Raw genomic sequence first — 14,480 nt, forward strand, 5'->3', positions numbered from 1 at the left:
TAGATTCGGAGCCTCCGAACGATCAAGTCTGAAACTTGTTCTAGATTAGCGTCCCGGCGTAATCTCGCGGGACAGTGCAGGGAGAAGGGGGCCCAGAGTGACCGCTGAGGCCAGGGAGGCCGGGGCCCCGGAGGACCCGGCTGCCGACGGCTTGCGACCGCTCCGCATCGCGCTCCTCACCTATAAAGGGAACCCGTTCTGCGGCGGACAGGGCGTCTACGTCCGGCACCTCTCCCGCGAACTGGCCCGCCTCGGCCACCGCGTCGAGGTCATCGGCGCCCAGCCCTACCCCGTCCTCGACGAGGGCTACGACGGACTGAGCCTGACCGAGCTGCCCAGCCTCGACCTGTACCGCCAGCCGGATCCTTTCCGCACACCGGGGCGCGACGAGTACCGCGACTGGATCGACGCGCTGGAAGTCGCGACGATGTGGACCGGCGGCTTCCCCGAACCGCTGACCTTCTCGCTGCGCGCCCGCCGCCATCTGCGCGCCCGGCGCGGCGAGTTCGACGTCGTGCACGACAACCAGACCCTCGGCTACGGCCTGCTGGGCGACGTCGGCGCGCCCCTGGTGACCACCGTCCACCACCCCATCACCGTCGACCGGCAGCTGGAGCTGGACGCCGCGGACGGCTGGCAGCGGCGCTACTCGGTGCGCCGCTGGTACGCCTTCACGCGCATGCAGAAGCGCGTCGCCCGCCGCCTGCCCTCCGTCCTCACCGTCTCCGGCACCTCCCGCCAGGAGATCGTCGACCACCTCGGCGTCCGCCCGGACCGCATCCACGTGGTCCACATCGGCGCCGACACCGACCTGTTCGCACCGGACCCCTCGGTGCCGGTCGTACCGGGCCGGATCGTGACGACGTCCAGCGCCGACGTGCCGCTGAAGGGCCTGGTCCACCTCGTCGAGGCCCTCGCCAAGGTGCGCACCGAGCACCCCGGCGCCCACCTCGTCGTGGTCGGCAAGCGCCCCGCCGAGGGGCCGGTCGCCCAGGCGATGGAGCGCTACGGCCTCGATGGCGCCGTCGAGTTCGTCAAGGGCATCTCCGACGCCGAACTCGTCGACCTGGTCCGCTCGGCGCAGGTCGCCTGCGTGCCGTCGCTCTACGAGGGCTTCTCCCTGCCGGCCGCCGAGGCCATGGCGACGGGGACGCCGCTGCTCGCCACGACCGGGGGCGCGATCCCCGAGGTCGCCGGGAAGGACGGCGAGACGTGCCTCGCGGTGCCGCCGGGCGACTCCGAGGCACTGGCGGCGGGGCTGGGCCGCCTGCTGGGCGACCCGGAGCTGCGCGCGCGGCTCGGGGCGGCCGGGCGGGAGCGGGTGCTGCGGCACTTCACGTGGGCGAGGGCCGCGGAGGGGACGGTGGCCCGGTACCGCGAGGCCATCGAGCGGGCCGGGGGCGGCGACGGCGTCACGGGCCGTTCGGCGACCTCGACTTCCGGCCGTTCCACGACCTCGACCTCCGGACGTGCCACCGCCCCGACTGCCGGCCGTTCCACGGCGCCGACCTCCGGCCGTCCCGCGGCGAGCACCGAGGGCTCAGCCCCGCCGGCTTCCGGCCGCTCCGCGCAGGCCGGTCCCGGGTCGGCCACGGGTGCTGGTGCGGCGGCCGCGGGTGCCGGGGCGGCGGCCCCGGCCGGTGCCCTGTCCGCCGCCCCCACAGATGTAGAAGGCGTCAACTCCGAAAGCAGGGCCACGTGCTGACCGTCGACTTCTCCCGGTTCCCGCTCGCCCCGGGCGACCGTGTCCTGGACCTCGGCTGCGGTGCCGGCCGGCACGCGTTCGAGTGCTACCGGCGCGGCGCGCAGGTCGTGGCGCTGGACCAGAACACCGACGAGATCCGCGAGGTCGCGAAGTGGTTCGCGGCGATGAAGGAGGCCGGGGAGGCCCCCGAGGGCGCCACCGCCACGGCCATGGAGGGCGACGCCCTCGCGCTGCCCTTCCCCGACGAGTCCTTCGACGTCGTCATCATCTCCGAGGTGATGGAGCACATCCCCGACGACAAGGGCGTCCTCGCCGAGATGGTCCGGGTGCTGAAGCCGGGCGGACGGATCGCCGTCACCGTGCCGCGCTACGGCCCCGAGAAGGTCTGCTGGGCCCTGTCCGACGCCTACCACGAGGTCGAGGGCGGCCACATCCGCATCTACAAGGCCGACGAACTGCTGCGGAAGATCCGCGAAGCCGGCCTGGAGCCCTACGGCACGCATCACGCGCACGCGCTGCACTCGCCCTACTGGTGGCTGAAGTGCGCGTTCGGCGTCGACAACGACAAGGCCCTGCCGGTGCGCGCGTACCACAAGCTGCTCGTCTGGGACATCATGAAGAAGCCGCTGGCCACCCGGGTCGCCGAACAGGCGCTGAACCCGCTGATCGGCAAGAGCTTCGTGGCGTACGCGACCAAGCCGCACCTGCCGCGTCTGACCGACACCGGGGCGGACGCCCAGTGACGACTCCCCGGACGGAACACCTGGTCCTGCCCGGGGTGCTCACCGCCGGGCAGGCCGCCGAAACCGTCGCCGGCATCCTCGCCGTGCAGCGCGAGGACGGCGCCATCCCGTGGTTCCGGGGGCACCACCTCGACCCGTGGGACCACGTCGAGGCGGCGATGGCCCTCGACACGGCCGGCGAGCACGAGGCCGCGGAGCGGGCCTACCGGTGGCTGGCCCGGCATCAGAACGAGGACGGCTCCTGGTACGCGGCCTACACCGACGGGGAGTTCGACGCCGTCACCGACCGCGGCCGGGAGACCAACTTCGTCGCCTACATAGCCGTCGGCGTCTGGCACCACTACCTCTCCACCGGCGACGACACGTTCCTGGACCGGATGTGGCCGACGGTGTACGCGGCGGTGGAGTTCGTGCTCCGCCTGCAGCAGCCGGGCGGGCAGATCGGCTGGCGCCGCGACGACGACGGCACACAGACCGCCGACGCCCTGCTGACGGGGTGCTCCTCCATCCACCACGCGCTGCGGTGCGCGCTGGCGATCGCCGAGCAGCGGGAGGAGCCGCAGCCCGACTGGGAGCTGGCGGCGGGAGCCCTGCGGCACGCCATACGCCACCACCCGGAGCGGTTCCTCGACAAGAACCGTTACTCGATGGACTGGTACTACCCGGTGCTGGGCGGCGCGTTGACGGGCGCCGAGGCCAAGTCCCGTATCGAGGAAGGGTGGGACCGGTTCGTCGTACCCGGGCTGGGCGTGCGGTGCGTGGTGCCCAATCCGTGGGTCACGGGCGGGGAGTCGGCCGAACTCGCCCTGGCGCTGTGGGTGATGGGGGAGTCCGACCGCGCGCTGGAGGTCCTGCAGTCGATCCAGCACCTGCGGGACCCGGAGAGCGGGCTGTACTGGACCGGATACGTCTTCGACGACGACGCGATCTGGCCGCAGGAGCTGACGACGTGGACGGCCGGGTCGCTGCTGCTCGCCGTCGCCGCGCTCGGCGGCCACGAGGCGACCTGCGCGGTGTTCGGCGGCGAGCAGTTGCCCATGGGGCTCGAAGCGGAGTGCTGCGCCTAGGAGCCCGGGGTTTGGCGTCGGGTCGCGGGCGCGGGGCGTCTGCTGCTGATCGCGCAGTTCCCCGCGCCCCTGAAGGACGCGCCTCTTGAGGTGTTCTCAGTGCCGGTGTACGCGATTGGCGATCGCGTGGCCCACGAACAGGTACACCACCGCCGCCAGGCCGTACCCGGCCACGACCCTGGCCCAGGCCTCGTCGAAGGTGAAGAGGTCGTGCGACCAGCCGGCCAGCCAGCGGGCCGCGTCATGGATGAACTGGACGAAGTCGTTCGCCCGGTTCGCGTCCAGCAGGTACATCAGAATCCACAGGCCCAGGATGAGGGCCATGATGTCGGCGACGACCGCGATGATCGTGCCGGCCTGATTCGCGCCGTTGCGATATCGAGGGGACATGCCCTTCGGGTTGCCCTTGAAGTCTGGATGAAACCCGGGGAATCGCTCAGGAGTTCAACTCGGCGAGGACCCGCAGCGTTTCCCGGTCCGGTGCCAGGGCCAGCAGGTCCGTCACCGGGCCCTTGCGCCACAGTTCCAGGCGTTCGGCGATGCGTTCGCGGGGGCCGACCAGGGAGATCTCGTCGGCGAAGGCGTCCGGGACGGCGAGGACGGCCTCCTCGCGGCGGCCGTCCAGGAACAGCCGCTGGATGCGGCGGGCCTCCTCCTCGTAGCCCATGCGCGCCATGAGGTCGGCGTGGAAGTTGCGGGCCGCGTGTCCCATGCCGCCGATGTAGAAGCCGAGCATGGCCTTGACCGGCAGGAGGCCTTCCGCCACGTCGGCGCAGACCCGTACCTGGGCCAGGGGTGCGACGAGGAAGCCCTCGGGGAGTTCCCGCAGGGCCGGGCCGTAGACCTCCGGGCGGGTCGGTGACCAGTACAGCGGCAGCCAGCCGTCGGCGATCCGGGTCGTCTGGGCGACGTTCTTCGGGCCCTCCGCCCCGAGCAGGACCGGCAGGTCCGGGCGCAGGGGGTGGGTGATGGGCTTGAGGGCCTTGCCCAGGCCGGTGGCGTCCGGGCCCCGGTAGGGGTGGGCGTGGAAGCGCCCGGCCGACGCAACCGGTGCCTCGCGGCGGAGCACCTGCCGTACGACGTCGACGTATTCGCGGGTGGCGGTGAGCGGCGAGTCCGGGAACGGGCGGCCGTACCACCCCTCGACCACCTGCGGACCGGAGAGCCCCAGGCCCAGCATCAGACGGCCGCCGGAGAGGTGGTCCAGGGTCAGCGCGTGCATCGCGGTCGTGGTCGGCGGGCGGGCCGCCATCTGCGCGACCGCCGTGCCCAGGCGGATCCGTGAGGTGTGCGCCGCGATCCAGGCCAGCGGGGTGAAGGCGTCCGAGCCCCAGGACTCGGCCGTCCAGACGGAGTCGTAGCCGAGCCGTTCCGCCTCCCGTGCGAGCGGCACGTGGTCGGGGGAGGGGCCGCGGCCCCAGTAGCCGAGCGCGAGACCGAGCCGCATGGCTGCCTCCTGACGGTGTGTCAGCTGACGGGGGCGACGACTGTACGGCAACGGCCCCCCGCCCGGAAGGGCGAGGGGCCGTGCGAGGGGCCGTGGGCTCAGCCGCGCTGGATGCCCGACGTGTCCTGCAGGACACCGCGGCGGCCGTCCTGCGTCTGGGCGACCAGGGCCTGGCCGCGCTGCTCGACGGCCAGGTACCAGGTGCCCGGCGCGAGTTCGGCGATCGGCGTCGGCGAACCGTCCTCCGCGAACAGCGGCCGCGGCACCGGCACCGCGAACCAGAACGGCGAGAAGTCCCCGGCCGGCGGCTGCGGCTGGGCCTGCGCCTGCTGCGGCTGACCACCGTAGGGCTGCCCGGGCTGCGGGTGGCCGTAGCCGCCGGGCTGCTGGGCGCCCGGGTAGCCGTAACCGCCCTGCGGCTGAGCGCCGTAGGGCTGGGGAGCGGCCGGGCGGGGGGCCGGGATGAGGGCGCCCTTGAGGGCGGGGACGAGGGGGGTGGCGAGCGCGGCGGCGGCCATGAGCAGCGTGGCGACGAGGGCGAGGATCAGTCCGGTGCCGGCGCTGGGGCCGTCGGAGGAGCTGCCGACGTTGTCGACGGCGCCGCCCGGGTCGAAGACGTTGCCGAGGGCGCTCCACGCGGCGAAGACCGTGAAGGCGGCGCCGAACTGACCGAGGTCCAGCCCCGCGACCTTGGGCGGCTGGGGCAGGCCCCGGGAGACGACGACGAGCGCGGCCCCGATGATTCCCGCCAGTACGACACCGAGCACCACCGGCCCGCTTCCCCAGAGGCTCGGGAGTTCGATGCTGTCGGGCGCACCATCGATCGAATAGATGTCGAGGAACGACGCGATGAACAGCAACACCGCTGCTCCGATCACCACGCCGTCGCCTCGAGTGAGGGAGCGGATATTCACTTCAGGTCCTTCGTAGGTCGTCTCATCGTCGGTGGAGGCGTCGCTGTCACCCTGTCGCCGTCTGGCCCCTGTGTGAAGCGCGGGGGTGGCCCCTCATCGTAAGGAGGACACTATCGTCCGCCCGATCAGGGTGTCCGCCGGGACCAGCCCGCCGAGAGCTACCCACGCAGGAAACTCACGATTCCCTCAGAGATCCCTTGCGCCGCTTTCTGCCGCCACGCGCCACTGGTCAGCAGCGCCGCGTCCTTGCTATCGCGCATGTTGCCGCACTCGATGAACACCTTGGGAACCGTTGACAGATTGAGACCGCCCAGGTCCTTACGCGTGACGAGGCCGCTGCCGTCGCCGATGTAGTTGGAGGGCGCGCTGCCGGTGACGGCCACGAAGCGGCCCGCGACGCGTTCGCCGAGGTCGCGTGAAGGGCCGACGATCGCACGGGTGTCGGCGGCGCCCGCGTGCACCGCGCCGGGCAGGATGACGTGGAAGCCGCGGTTGCCGGCGCCCGAGCCGTCCGCGTGGACCGAGACCACGGCGTCCGCCTTCGCCGCGTTGCCGATCCGGGCCCGCTCGTCCACGCACGGGCCGTACGGCAGGTCGTCGTCCTGCGTCAGCCTGACCGTGGCGCCCTGCTCTTCGAGGAGCGTGCGCATCCGGCGCGCCACGTCCAGGGTGAACTTCGCCTCCGTGTACCCGTCGTTGGTGGAGGTGCCTGTGGTGTCGCACTCCTTCCAGTTCGTCCCGATGTTCACCCTGCGGTTGATCTCGGTCGTGTGCTGGAAGTTGCTCGGGTTGTGCCCGGGGTCGATGACGACGACCTTGCCCTTGAGCGGGCCGGAGGCGGCGGGCGCGGACGTGGCGGGCGCGTCCGAGGAGGACGGGGAGGCGCCCGGCTCCTTGGCGTCGTCGGAGGGCGTGCTCGACGCGGCGGGCGGGGAGGACCGTACGGTCGCCTCGCCCGAGCCGCCTCCGTCCCCCGAGCCGCCCACCGTCTCGTACACCAGCCAGCCGAGCAGCGCCCCCGGCACCAGCGCGGCGAGCGCGACGGTCAGGGGGCCGCGGCGGGAGCGGCGGGGCTGGGGAGGTTCGAAGTCCGGGCCTACGTACGACACGCCTGCCACCCTAACGGCCGCGCCCGGGGCGAAGCGGGCCCAGGACGGCCCGAACGGGTGGCGGTCGCCTCTCGTTGCCACCATCGCCTCCGTGCCGGCAGGGCCGAAGCGGGCCGTTGCACGGCCCCGACCGGCGGCGGCTGCCCGGCGTTGCCGTCGTCACTCCCGTGCCGGCCGGGACCGGAGCGGGCCGTCGCACGTCCCGACCGGTGGCGGCTACCGCGGCTACCCGGCGTTGCCGTCGTCGCCCCCGTGCCGTACGGCCTCCTTCACCCGCGCCTCGATCTCCTGGCGGGGCGTCTCCTCCTGCTTCGCGTACGCGGTGACCGCCGCCTGGACGTCCCGGGCGAGGTCGCGCCAGGCGCGCCAGGCGGTCTCCCAGGTGGTGGTCTGCTGGTCGCTCCACTTGGTCTGGGTGGGCGGGCCGTACGCGTCCTGCAGCTCACGCACGCGGGCGTACGCCTCGTCCGCCGCGCGCTGCTTCTCGACGAGCTCTGCGAAGGTGTGTGCCACGCGCCCGGATCCTTGGGCAGCGGCGGTCACCCGCCGACGCGCCACGCCGCCCGTGGGCCGACCGGGAAGGGGTGCGGAGGGTGCGGTTCACCCGCCCAGCCGTTCCCCTAGACACCCGGCCCGGTGCGCCGCAGGACCCGCAGGGAGTCCTGCGCGGAGACCTCCGTGAACGCGCCGGAGGCGAGGGCCCGGAGGTAGACGCGGTAGGGGGCCTGGCCGGTGAACTCGTCCTGCGGGTCGGGGAAGACGTCGTGGATGACGAGCAGGCCGCCCTCGGCGACGTGCGGGGCCCAGCCCTCGTAGTCGGCGGTGGCGTGCTCGTCGGTGTGGCCGCCGTCGATGAAGACGAAGCCGAGCGGTGTGCGCCAGAACGCGGCGATCTGCGGGGAGCGGCCGACCAGGGCCACCACGTGCTCCTCCAGCCCGGCCCGGTGCAGGGTGCGGCGGAACGTGGGCAGCGTGTCCATCAGGCCGAGCTCGGGGTCGACCGTCTCCGGGTCGTGGTACTCCCAGCCGGGCTGCTGCTCCTCGCTGCCGCGGTGGTGGTCGACGGTGAGGGCGCTGACCCCGGCCTCCTGGGCGGCGTCGGCGAGCAGGATCGTGGACCGGCCGCAGTACGTGCCGACCTCCAGCAGGGGCAGCCCCAGCCGGCCGGCCTCCACCGCCGCCGCGTACAGGGCGAGCCCCTCGGCCACGGGCATGAACCCCTTCGCGGCCTCGAACGCGGCCAGGATCTCGGGCTTCGGGGCCGCGGGCATGGGGTTCCTCTCGGTCGTACGACGGTCCGGGCGCCCATCGTGCCGTACCCCCTGCCGGGGGACGACAGGGGGTACGGGTGAGGAGGGGGTCAGGCGGAGACCGTTTCGCCCGGCAGTGACAGGTCCAGGTCGACGGGCCGGTCGTCGCCCGCGTGGGTCGCGGACGAGGCGAGCGGTTCGTGGCCCGACGCCCGGACCGCCACGACGTAGGAGCCCTGGGCGGGGACGGTGAGCGCGTAGCCGCCGTCCTCGGCGGAGAGCGTCGCTCCGGCCTGGCGGCCCCGGCGGTCGATCAGGGTGACCCTGGCCCGGGCGACCGGGGCGCCGTCGGCGGCCAGTACGCGGCCCCGGAAGCCGCGCAGGACCTGCTCGGCGCACCCCAGCGCCGCGTCCTCCTCGCTGCCGGCGCGCAACTGCGGCTTCTCCGAGGGCCGCCGGCCCGGCAGGAACAGTGCCAGCACCAGACCCACGGCCACCGCCGCCGTCGCGATCAGGAAGGAGACGCGGAAGCCGTGCATGGTCGGGATCTCGACGCCGCCGACGGTGTGCGCGGTGTTGGCCAGCACCATGCCGATGACCGCGCTCGACACCGACGTGCCGATGGACCGCATCAGCGTGTTGAGGCCGTTGGCGGCGCCGGTCTCCGACGCCGGGACCGCGCCGACGATCAGCGCGGGCAGCGAGGAGTAGGCGAGGCCGATGCCCGCGCCCAGCAGGACCGAGATGACCAGGCTCTGCCAGGCGGCGCTCATCAGGCCGAGGCCGGCGCCGTAGCCGATCGCGATGATCAGCAGGCCGAGGATCAGGGTGACCTTGGGGCCGTACTTCGCGGACAGGCGGGCGTAGACGGGCGCCGTGAACATCATCGTCAGGCCGAGCGGCGCCACGAGCAGGCCCGCGACGACCATCGACTGGCCGAGGCCGTAGCCGGTGGACGTCGGCAGCTGGAGCAGCTGGGGCAGGACCAGGGAGACGACGTAGAAGGAGACGCCGACCATGATCGAGGCGAGGTTGGTGAAGAGCACGGCCGGACGGGCCGTGGTGCGCAGGTCGACCAGCGGGGCCTTGACGCGCAGTTCCATCACGCCCCACAGCACGAGCACGACCGCCGACGCGGCGAACAGGCCGAGCGTGATGCCGGACGCCCAGCCCCAGTCGCTGCCCTTGGTGATCGGCAGCAGGAACAGCACGAGGCCGGCGGAGAGGCCGAGCGCGCCGGGCAGGTCGAAGGAGCCCTCGGCGCGCATCGGGGACTCCGGCACGACGAGGAGGGTGAGGACGATCGCGAGCGCGCCGAGGCCGGCGGCGCCGTAGAAGAGGGCGTGCCAGTCGCTGTGCTGGGCGACCAGCGCGGCGGCGGGCAGGGCGAGGCCGCCGCCGACGCCTATGGAGGAGCTCATCAGGGCCATCGCAGAGCCGAGCTTCTCGCGGGGCAGCATGTCGCGCATCAGGCCGATGCCGAGCGGGATCGCGCCCATCGCGAAGCCCTGGAGCGTACGGCCGGTGATCATGAGCAGCAGATCGCTGGTGAGCGCGCTGACGAGTGCGCCCACCACCATCACCGACAGGCTCAGGATCAGCATGCGGCGCTTGCCGTAGAGGTCGCCGAGGCGGCCCATGATCGGGGTGGCCACCGCACCCGAGAGGAGGGTCGAGGTGAGGACCCAGGTGGCGTTGCTGGGGGCGGTGTCCAGCAGTTGCGGCAGATCCTTGATGACCGGGACGAGCAGGGTCTGCATCACCGCGACAACGATGCCCGCGAAGGCGAGCACCGGGACCACGGCCCCGCTCGCTCTGCCGGCGGGACGGTCTGTCGTCGTCTGCGTCATGGAGTGGGGCCTCCGAGCCGGGGGGTTCGGGCGTGCATGGGTACGTGGAGTGTGAACCTTGTATGCGCAGGCAACTATTCCGTTGCTTTGGCACTCTAACGAAATCTTGACCTTCTCTTGGGACAGCGCGGAGCGGTTGAGAGCATGACATCCATGGTCGAAGCCCCCGAGATGACCCGTACGCCCCGCCGCACCTCACCCCCCACCTGGCTCGTCGTCGCGCTCACCTGCGCCGGGCAGTTCCTCGTCGTCCTGGACGTCTCCGTCGTCAACGTGGCACTGCCGTCGATGCGCACCGGGCTCGACCTGAGCGAGCAGGGCCTGCAGTGGGTGGTGAACGCCTACGCGATCGCCTTCGCCGGGTTCATGCTGCTCGGCGGGCGCGCCGGGGACCTCTACGGCCGCAAGCGGATGTTCCTCGTCGGGCTCGGCCTGTTCACGCTGGCCTCGCTGGCCGGCGGGCTGGCCCGGGCCGAGTGGCAACTGCTCCTCGCACGGGCCGTGCAGGGGCTCGGCGCGGCCGTGCTGGCGCCCTCGACGCTGACGATCCTCACTGCCTCCGTGCCCGAGGGCGCGGCGCGGGCCCGGGCCATAGGGACCTGGACGGCGGTCGGGGCCGGCGGCGGCGCGGCGGGCGGGCTGGTCGGCGGGCTGCTGGTGGAGACGCTGTCCTGGCGGTGGGTGCTGCTGATCAACGTGCCCGTGGGTGCCGTGGTGCTGTGCGCGGCCGCCCGGTTCCTCGCCGAGGGCCGGGAGAGGGACGGGCGGCGGCTCGACCTGCCCGGCGCGCTGCTCGTCACGGCCGGGCTCGGCGCGCTGGCCTACGGCATCTCCCGGACGGAGGCGGCGGGTTGGACGGCACCGGCCGCGCTGCTGCCGCTGCTCGCCGGTCTGCTGCTGATCGGGCTGTTCCTCGCGGTGGAGGCCCGCGCGGCGAGCCCGCTGATGCCGCTCGGGCTGCTGCGCCTGCGCGCGGTCTCCTCGGCGAACGTGGCGATGTTCCTGTGCGGCTCCGCGATGTTCTGCATGTGGTTCTTCATGACCCTCTACGCGCAGAACGTCCTCGGCTACACCCCGTGGGAGGCCGGCCTCGCCCTGGCCCCGAGCTCCCTCGCCGTCATCATCGGCTCCAAGCTCGCGCCCCGGCTCATGCGGGGGGCCGGACCGCGCACCGTGGCGGTGCTGGGGACGCTGGTCGCCGTGGCGGGCTTCGCCTGGCAGTCGACGATGACCGCGGACGGCTCCTACGCGACGGCCATCCTGTTCCCCGGCATCCTGATGATGCTCGGCGCGGGCCTCGCGGCGACACCGCTCGCCTCCCTCGCCACGTCCGGCGCACCCCCGGCAGAGGCCGGGCTGGTGTCCGGCCTCGTCAACACCTCCCGCACGATGGGCGGTTCCCTGGGCCTGGCGGTCCTGTCCACCCTGGCGGCGGCCCGGTCGGCGGGGAGCACGACGCCGCAGGCGCTGACGGAGGGCTACGCGTCGGCGTTCCGGGTGGGCACCGGGGTGCTGGTGGCGGGGGCGCTGCTGATGTGGGTCTGGCTGCCCCGGAAGGCGGGGGAGCGGCAGGACCCCTGACCCGGGAAAAGAGCGCCTGTCGCGTGACCCGGAACAGCCCCGTAACGGCCTCTGGACGGCGTGCCAGGGGCATTTCGGCGCGGGGGCGGTGTGGTCCCGGGGCCGGTGGCGCCTCCGCTGCGCGGCGGGCCGTCAGGCGCCTCCCGTCCATGCCGGAGCACCCCTTCTGACCTGGCCTTTCGACCCTTCTGGGCCTACCGTTGGCGGTCGCGGAAGGGGGCCGGATGGACCGGAACATACGCACTGTCGACGACGTACTCGCCCTGCTCGACGGGCTGTTCGCACCCGAGGCCGACCGGTGGTCGCAGCGGGGAGCCGGATGGTGGGACGCCTTCTACGCCGACCGCTCCCGGCCGGTGCCGTTCTTCGTGGCGAAGCCGGACGAGAACCTGGTGCGTCTGGTGGAGAGCGGGCCGGCCGGCGGGCGGCGTGCGCTCGACCTGGGGTGCGGCCCGGGCCGCAACGCGCTGTACCTGGCGGCGCGCGGCTTCGAGGTCGACGCGGTCGACCTGTCTTCGACGGCCGTCGCCTGGGCCCGGGACCGGGCCCGGGAAACGGGGGTGAAGGGCGTGCGGTTCCACTGCGGGGACGCCTTCGCGCTCGCCGGCACGGACCTCACCGGGCCGTACGACCTCGTGTACGACTCCGGCTGCTTCCACCACCTGCCGCCGCACCGGCGGGTCAGCTACCTGGCGATGCTGGAGCGACTGCTGGCCCCCGGGGGCCTGTTCGGCCTGACGTGTTTCGCGGCCGGGGACGGCGGGATGGGGTCGGAGCTGTCCGACGCCGACTTCTACCGCGAGGGGGCGGGGCTGCGCGGCGGGCTGGCCTACACGCCCGAGGCGCTGCGGGAGATCTTCTCCGGGCTGACCGAGGTGGAACTGCGGCGGATGCGGGACGAGCCGGAGGAGTCGGAGTGCTTCGGCGAGCCCTTCCTGTGGGCGGCGTCGTTCCGGCGGGGGGAGAACCCGTAGGGCTCACAGCCAGCCCTGGCGGCGGGCCTCGCGGAGGGCCTCCATGCGGTTGCGGGTGCCGGTCTTGCCGATGGCGGCGGAGAGGTAGTTGCGGACCGTGGACTCCGAGAGGTGGAGCCGGGCGGCGATGTCGGCGACGGTCGCCCCGTCCGCTGACGCCTTGAGGGCGTCGCTCTCGCGGGCGGTGAGGGGACTGGGGCCGGCGCTGAGCGCGGCGGCGGCCAGGGCGGGGTCGACGACGGTCTCGCCGGCCAGGACGCGGCGGATGGCGGCGGCGAGCTCCTCGACGGGCCCGTCCTTCACCAGGAAGCCGGTGGCCCCCGCCTCCATCGCCCGGCGCAGGTAGCCGGGGCGGCCGAACGTCGTGAGGATCAGCACCCGGCACTCGGGCAGCCGGGCGCGCAGCTCGACGGCGGCGTCCAGGCCGCTGCGGCCCGGGAGTTCGATGTCGAGCAGGGCGACGTTCGGGCGGTGGGCGAGCGCCGCGTCCAGGATGGCGTCCCCGGCCGCCACCTGGGCGACGACCTCGATGTCGTCCTCCATGCCGAGCAGCAGCGCGAGCGCACCGCGCATCATGCCCTGGTCCTCGGCGAGCAGCACCCGCACGGGTCTGTCGGTCACGGGGCCAGGCCAGGTCGGGGGATACCGAGCAGCGAGGCCAGCGTCTCGGTGAAGGCCGTCGCCGAGTGGTCGGCGTGCTCCTGGATGCGCGCGGCGACGGCGTCGGCCCCGCCGCCCTCCACGAGCCGCGCGAGCCGGTCGATGTCCTGGCCGTGCCCCTCCCGGGTGGACAGGTAGAAGTCCGTCGCGTCGTAGGCCATGTGGAAGACGTGCTTCTTCACATCGCTCAGCGTCAGGTAGTCGTCGTGCGTCTTCGGCGTCGGCTCGGGCGCGCCGACGCACACCGCCGGGGTGCCGGCGCCCCACGCGTTGACCGCCAGGTGGTAGGTGTCGGTGATGACGAGCCGGTAGCGGGGGAGGACCCCCACCAGGTCGCCGATCGTGTGCTCCCCCGGGCGCTGCGGGATGTGGCCGACCGCGGCCGGGACGTCCCGGTCGAACCAGGGCAGCCACTCCAGCGGGGCGCCTAGACGGTCGGACAGGCCCTGGCAGAAGGCCGGCAGCCAGCCGGGGATCGGCGTGCGGGCACCGAGGAACACGCCGATCGCACCGCCCTCGGGGACCGACCGGGACCACGGTGTGGTCGGGAGGTGGTCGAGGTCGCCCGGGCGGGAGAGCAGGGCCGCGTCGGAGCCGAAGTGGTCGGTCGTACGGTCCTTGCGGAGGTGGGCGATCTTGGCCGCCGAGAGCGGGTCCCGCACCCAGATCCGGTGCCCGCGCGTCACCAGGCGGGTGAACAGCGGCCCGTACTCCTTGTCCTCGTAGTCGGACTGCGTGTTGTGCAGGATGGTCCCGCCGTAGCTGAGGGTCCGGGCGAGGAGGTCGTCCGGCTGGTCCGCCAGCAGCATGGTCCGGTGCAGCAGGGCCCGGGCGGCGTCCCGGTCGGCGGCGAAGCCGAAGTCGAGCAGGCGGTTCGTCGCGTCCTGCTCCAGGTAGTGCCGGGTGTGCAGGAAGTCGCCCCAGAAGACGACCGCGTCGTGGTCGCGGAGGTCGTCGAGGTGCTCGGTCAGCGGCAGGAACCGGAACGGGAGGTCGGTGCCGCGCGCGCACGCCCGCAGGGGCACGGTCTCCGGCGTGTGCAGCGTGTACCAGGTGGCGTCGAGCCCGCCGCCCGTACGCCGCCGCAGGGACTCGAACGCCAAGTCGACGGTGAGCATGCCGGTGTTGCGGTACCCGATGTTCGGCGCGGTGATGACGGCGACGCGTGCCATGTGCTCCA

14 protein-coding genes are annotated in these 14,480 nt (G+C 73.2%); 5 read left to right on the forward strand and 9 right to left on the reverse strand.

Features of this window, described 5'->3' with window-relative positions; translation table 11 throughout:
* Positions 1–97 precede the first annotated feature (97 nt).
* The 3 genes from ACSUPV_RS28860 to ACSUPV_RS28870 are packed head-to-tail and all read left to right on the forward strand — an operon-like array spanning position 98 to position 3,515.
* Positions 98–1,705, forward strand: coding sequence for a glycosyltransferase family 4 protein (locus tag ACSUPV_RS28860; protein ID WP_436948846.1), 1,608 nt, complete (start codon positions 98–100; stop codon positions 1,703–1,705).
* A complete protein-coding gene (locus tag ACSUPV_RS28865; protein WP_037763048.1) occupies positions 1,699–2,448 on the forward strand; it encodes a class I SAM-dependent methyltransferase in 750 nt (249 codons plus the stop codon). The genes ACSUPV_RS28860 and ACSUPV_RS28865 overlap by 7 nt, the downstream gene beginning before the upstream one ends.
* Entirely contained in the window at positions 2,445–3,515 is a 1,071-nt protein-coding gene (locus ACSUPV_RS28870) for a prenyltransferase/squalene oxidase repeat-containing protein (RefSeq protein ID WP_436948847.1), read from the forward strand. Before ACSUPV_RS28865 ends, ACSUPV_RS28870 begins: the two co-directional genes overlap by 4 nt.
* A gap of 96 nt (positions 3,516–3,611) precedes the next feature.
* Here ACSUPV_RS28870 and ACSUPV_RS28875 read toward each other — a convergent pair whose 3' ends face one another.
* From ACSUPV_RS28875 to ACSUPV_RS28905, 7 genes are all read right to left on the reverse strand, one after another.
* Positions 3,612–3,905 carry a hypothetical protein gene (locus ACSUPV_RS28875; protein ID WP_031112118.1) on the reverse strand — a complete coding sequence of 98 codons (294 nt, stop codon included), beginning with the start codon at positions 3,903–3,905 and terminating at the stop codon, positions 3,612–3,614.
* A 46-nt stretch (positions 3,906–3,951) separates the two neighbouring features.
* Entirely contained in the window at positions 3,952–4,962 is a 1,011-nt protein-coding gene (locus tag ACSUPV_RS28880; protein ID WP_359788848.1) for an LLM class F420-dependent oxidoreductase, read from the reverse strand.
* 98 nt (positions 4,963–5,060) lie between these two features.
* Complete coding sequence (locus ACSUPV_RS28885) at positions 5,061–5,876, reverse strand: DUF5336 domain-containing protein (protein WP_031112121.1); 816 nt, start codon at positions 5,874–5,876, stop codon at positions 5,061–5,063.
* Between the two features lie 158 nt (positions 5,877–6,034).
* Positions 6,035–6,985: an N-acetylmuramoyl-L-alanine amidase gene (locus tag ACSUPV_RS28890; RefSeq protein ID WP_436948848.1), complete on the reverse strand. Its 951-nt coding sequence runs from the start codon at positions 6,983–6,985 to the stop codon at positions 6,035–6,037.
* 225 nt (positions 6,986–7,210) lie between these two features.
* Positions 7,211–7,498: a hypothetical protein gene (locus ACSUPV_RS28895; RefSeq protein WP_037763057.1), complete on the reverse strand. Its 288-nt coding sequence runs from the start codon at positions 7,496–7,498 to the stop codon at positions 7,211–7,213.
* A gap of 107 nt (positions 7,499–7,605) precedes the next feature.
* On the reverse strand, positions 7,606–8,256 hold the full coding sequence (locus ACSUPV_RS28900) for a class I SAM-dependent methyltransferase (protein ID WP_436948849.1): 651 nt from the start codon (positions 8,254–8,256) through the stop codon (positions 7,606–7,608).
* Positions 8,257–8,345: 89 nt separating this feature from the next.
* Positions 8,346–10,085: an MFS transporter gene (locus ACSUPV_RS28905; RefSeq protein ID WP_436948850.1), complete on the reverse strand. Its 1,740-nt coding sequence runs from the start codon at positions 10,083–10,085 to the stop codon at positions 8,346–8,348.
* 153 nt (positions 10,086–10,238) lie between these two features.
* Here ACSUPV_RS28905 and ACSUPV_RS28910 point away from each other — a divergent pair, with 153 nt between their 5' ends.
* Both ACSUPV_RS28910 and ACSUPV_RS28915 read left to right on the forward strand, forming a co-directional pair.
* On the forward strand, positions 10,239–11,666 hold the full coding sequence (locus tag ACSUPV_RS28910) for an MFS transporter (protein ID WP_359788837.1): 1,428 nt from the start codon (positions 10,239–10,241) through the stop codon (positions 11,664–11,666).
* Positions 11,667–11,890: 224 nt separating this feature from the next.
* Positions 11,891–12,640, forward strand: coding sequence for a class I SAM-dependent methyltransferase (locus ACSUPV_RS28915; protein ID WP_037763061.1), 750 nt, complete (start codon positions 11,891–11,893; stop codon positions 12,638–12,640).
* Positions 12,641–12,643: 3 nt separating this feature from the next.
* Here ACSUPV_RS28915 and ACSUPV_RS28920 read toward each other — a convergent pair whose 3' ends face one another.
* Positions 12,644–13,261, reverse strand: a complete 618-nt coding sequence (locus tag ACSUPV_RS28920; RefSeq protein ID WP_436948851.1) for a response regulator — start codon at positions 13,259–13,261, stop codon at positions 12,644–12,646.
* Entirely contained in the window at positions 13,258–14,472 is a 1,215-nt protein-coding gene (locus ACSUPV_RS28925) for a hypothetical protein (RefSeq protein WP_436948852.1), read from the reverse strand. The genes ACSUPV_RS28920 and ACSUPV_RS28925 overlap by 4 nt, the downstream gene beginning before the upstream one ends.
* Between the last annotated feature and the right edge of the window lie 8 nt (positions 14,473–14,480).

The organism is Streptomyces sp. SudanB52_2052 (assembly GCF_964272415.1).
In the GTDB taxonomy this organism is placed as follows: domain Bacteria; phylum Actinomycetota; class Actinomycetes; order Streptomycetales; family Streptomycetaceae; genus Streptomyces; species Streptomyces olindensis.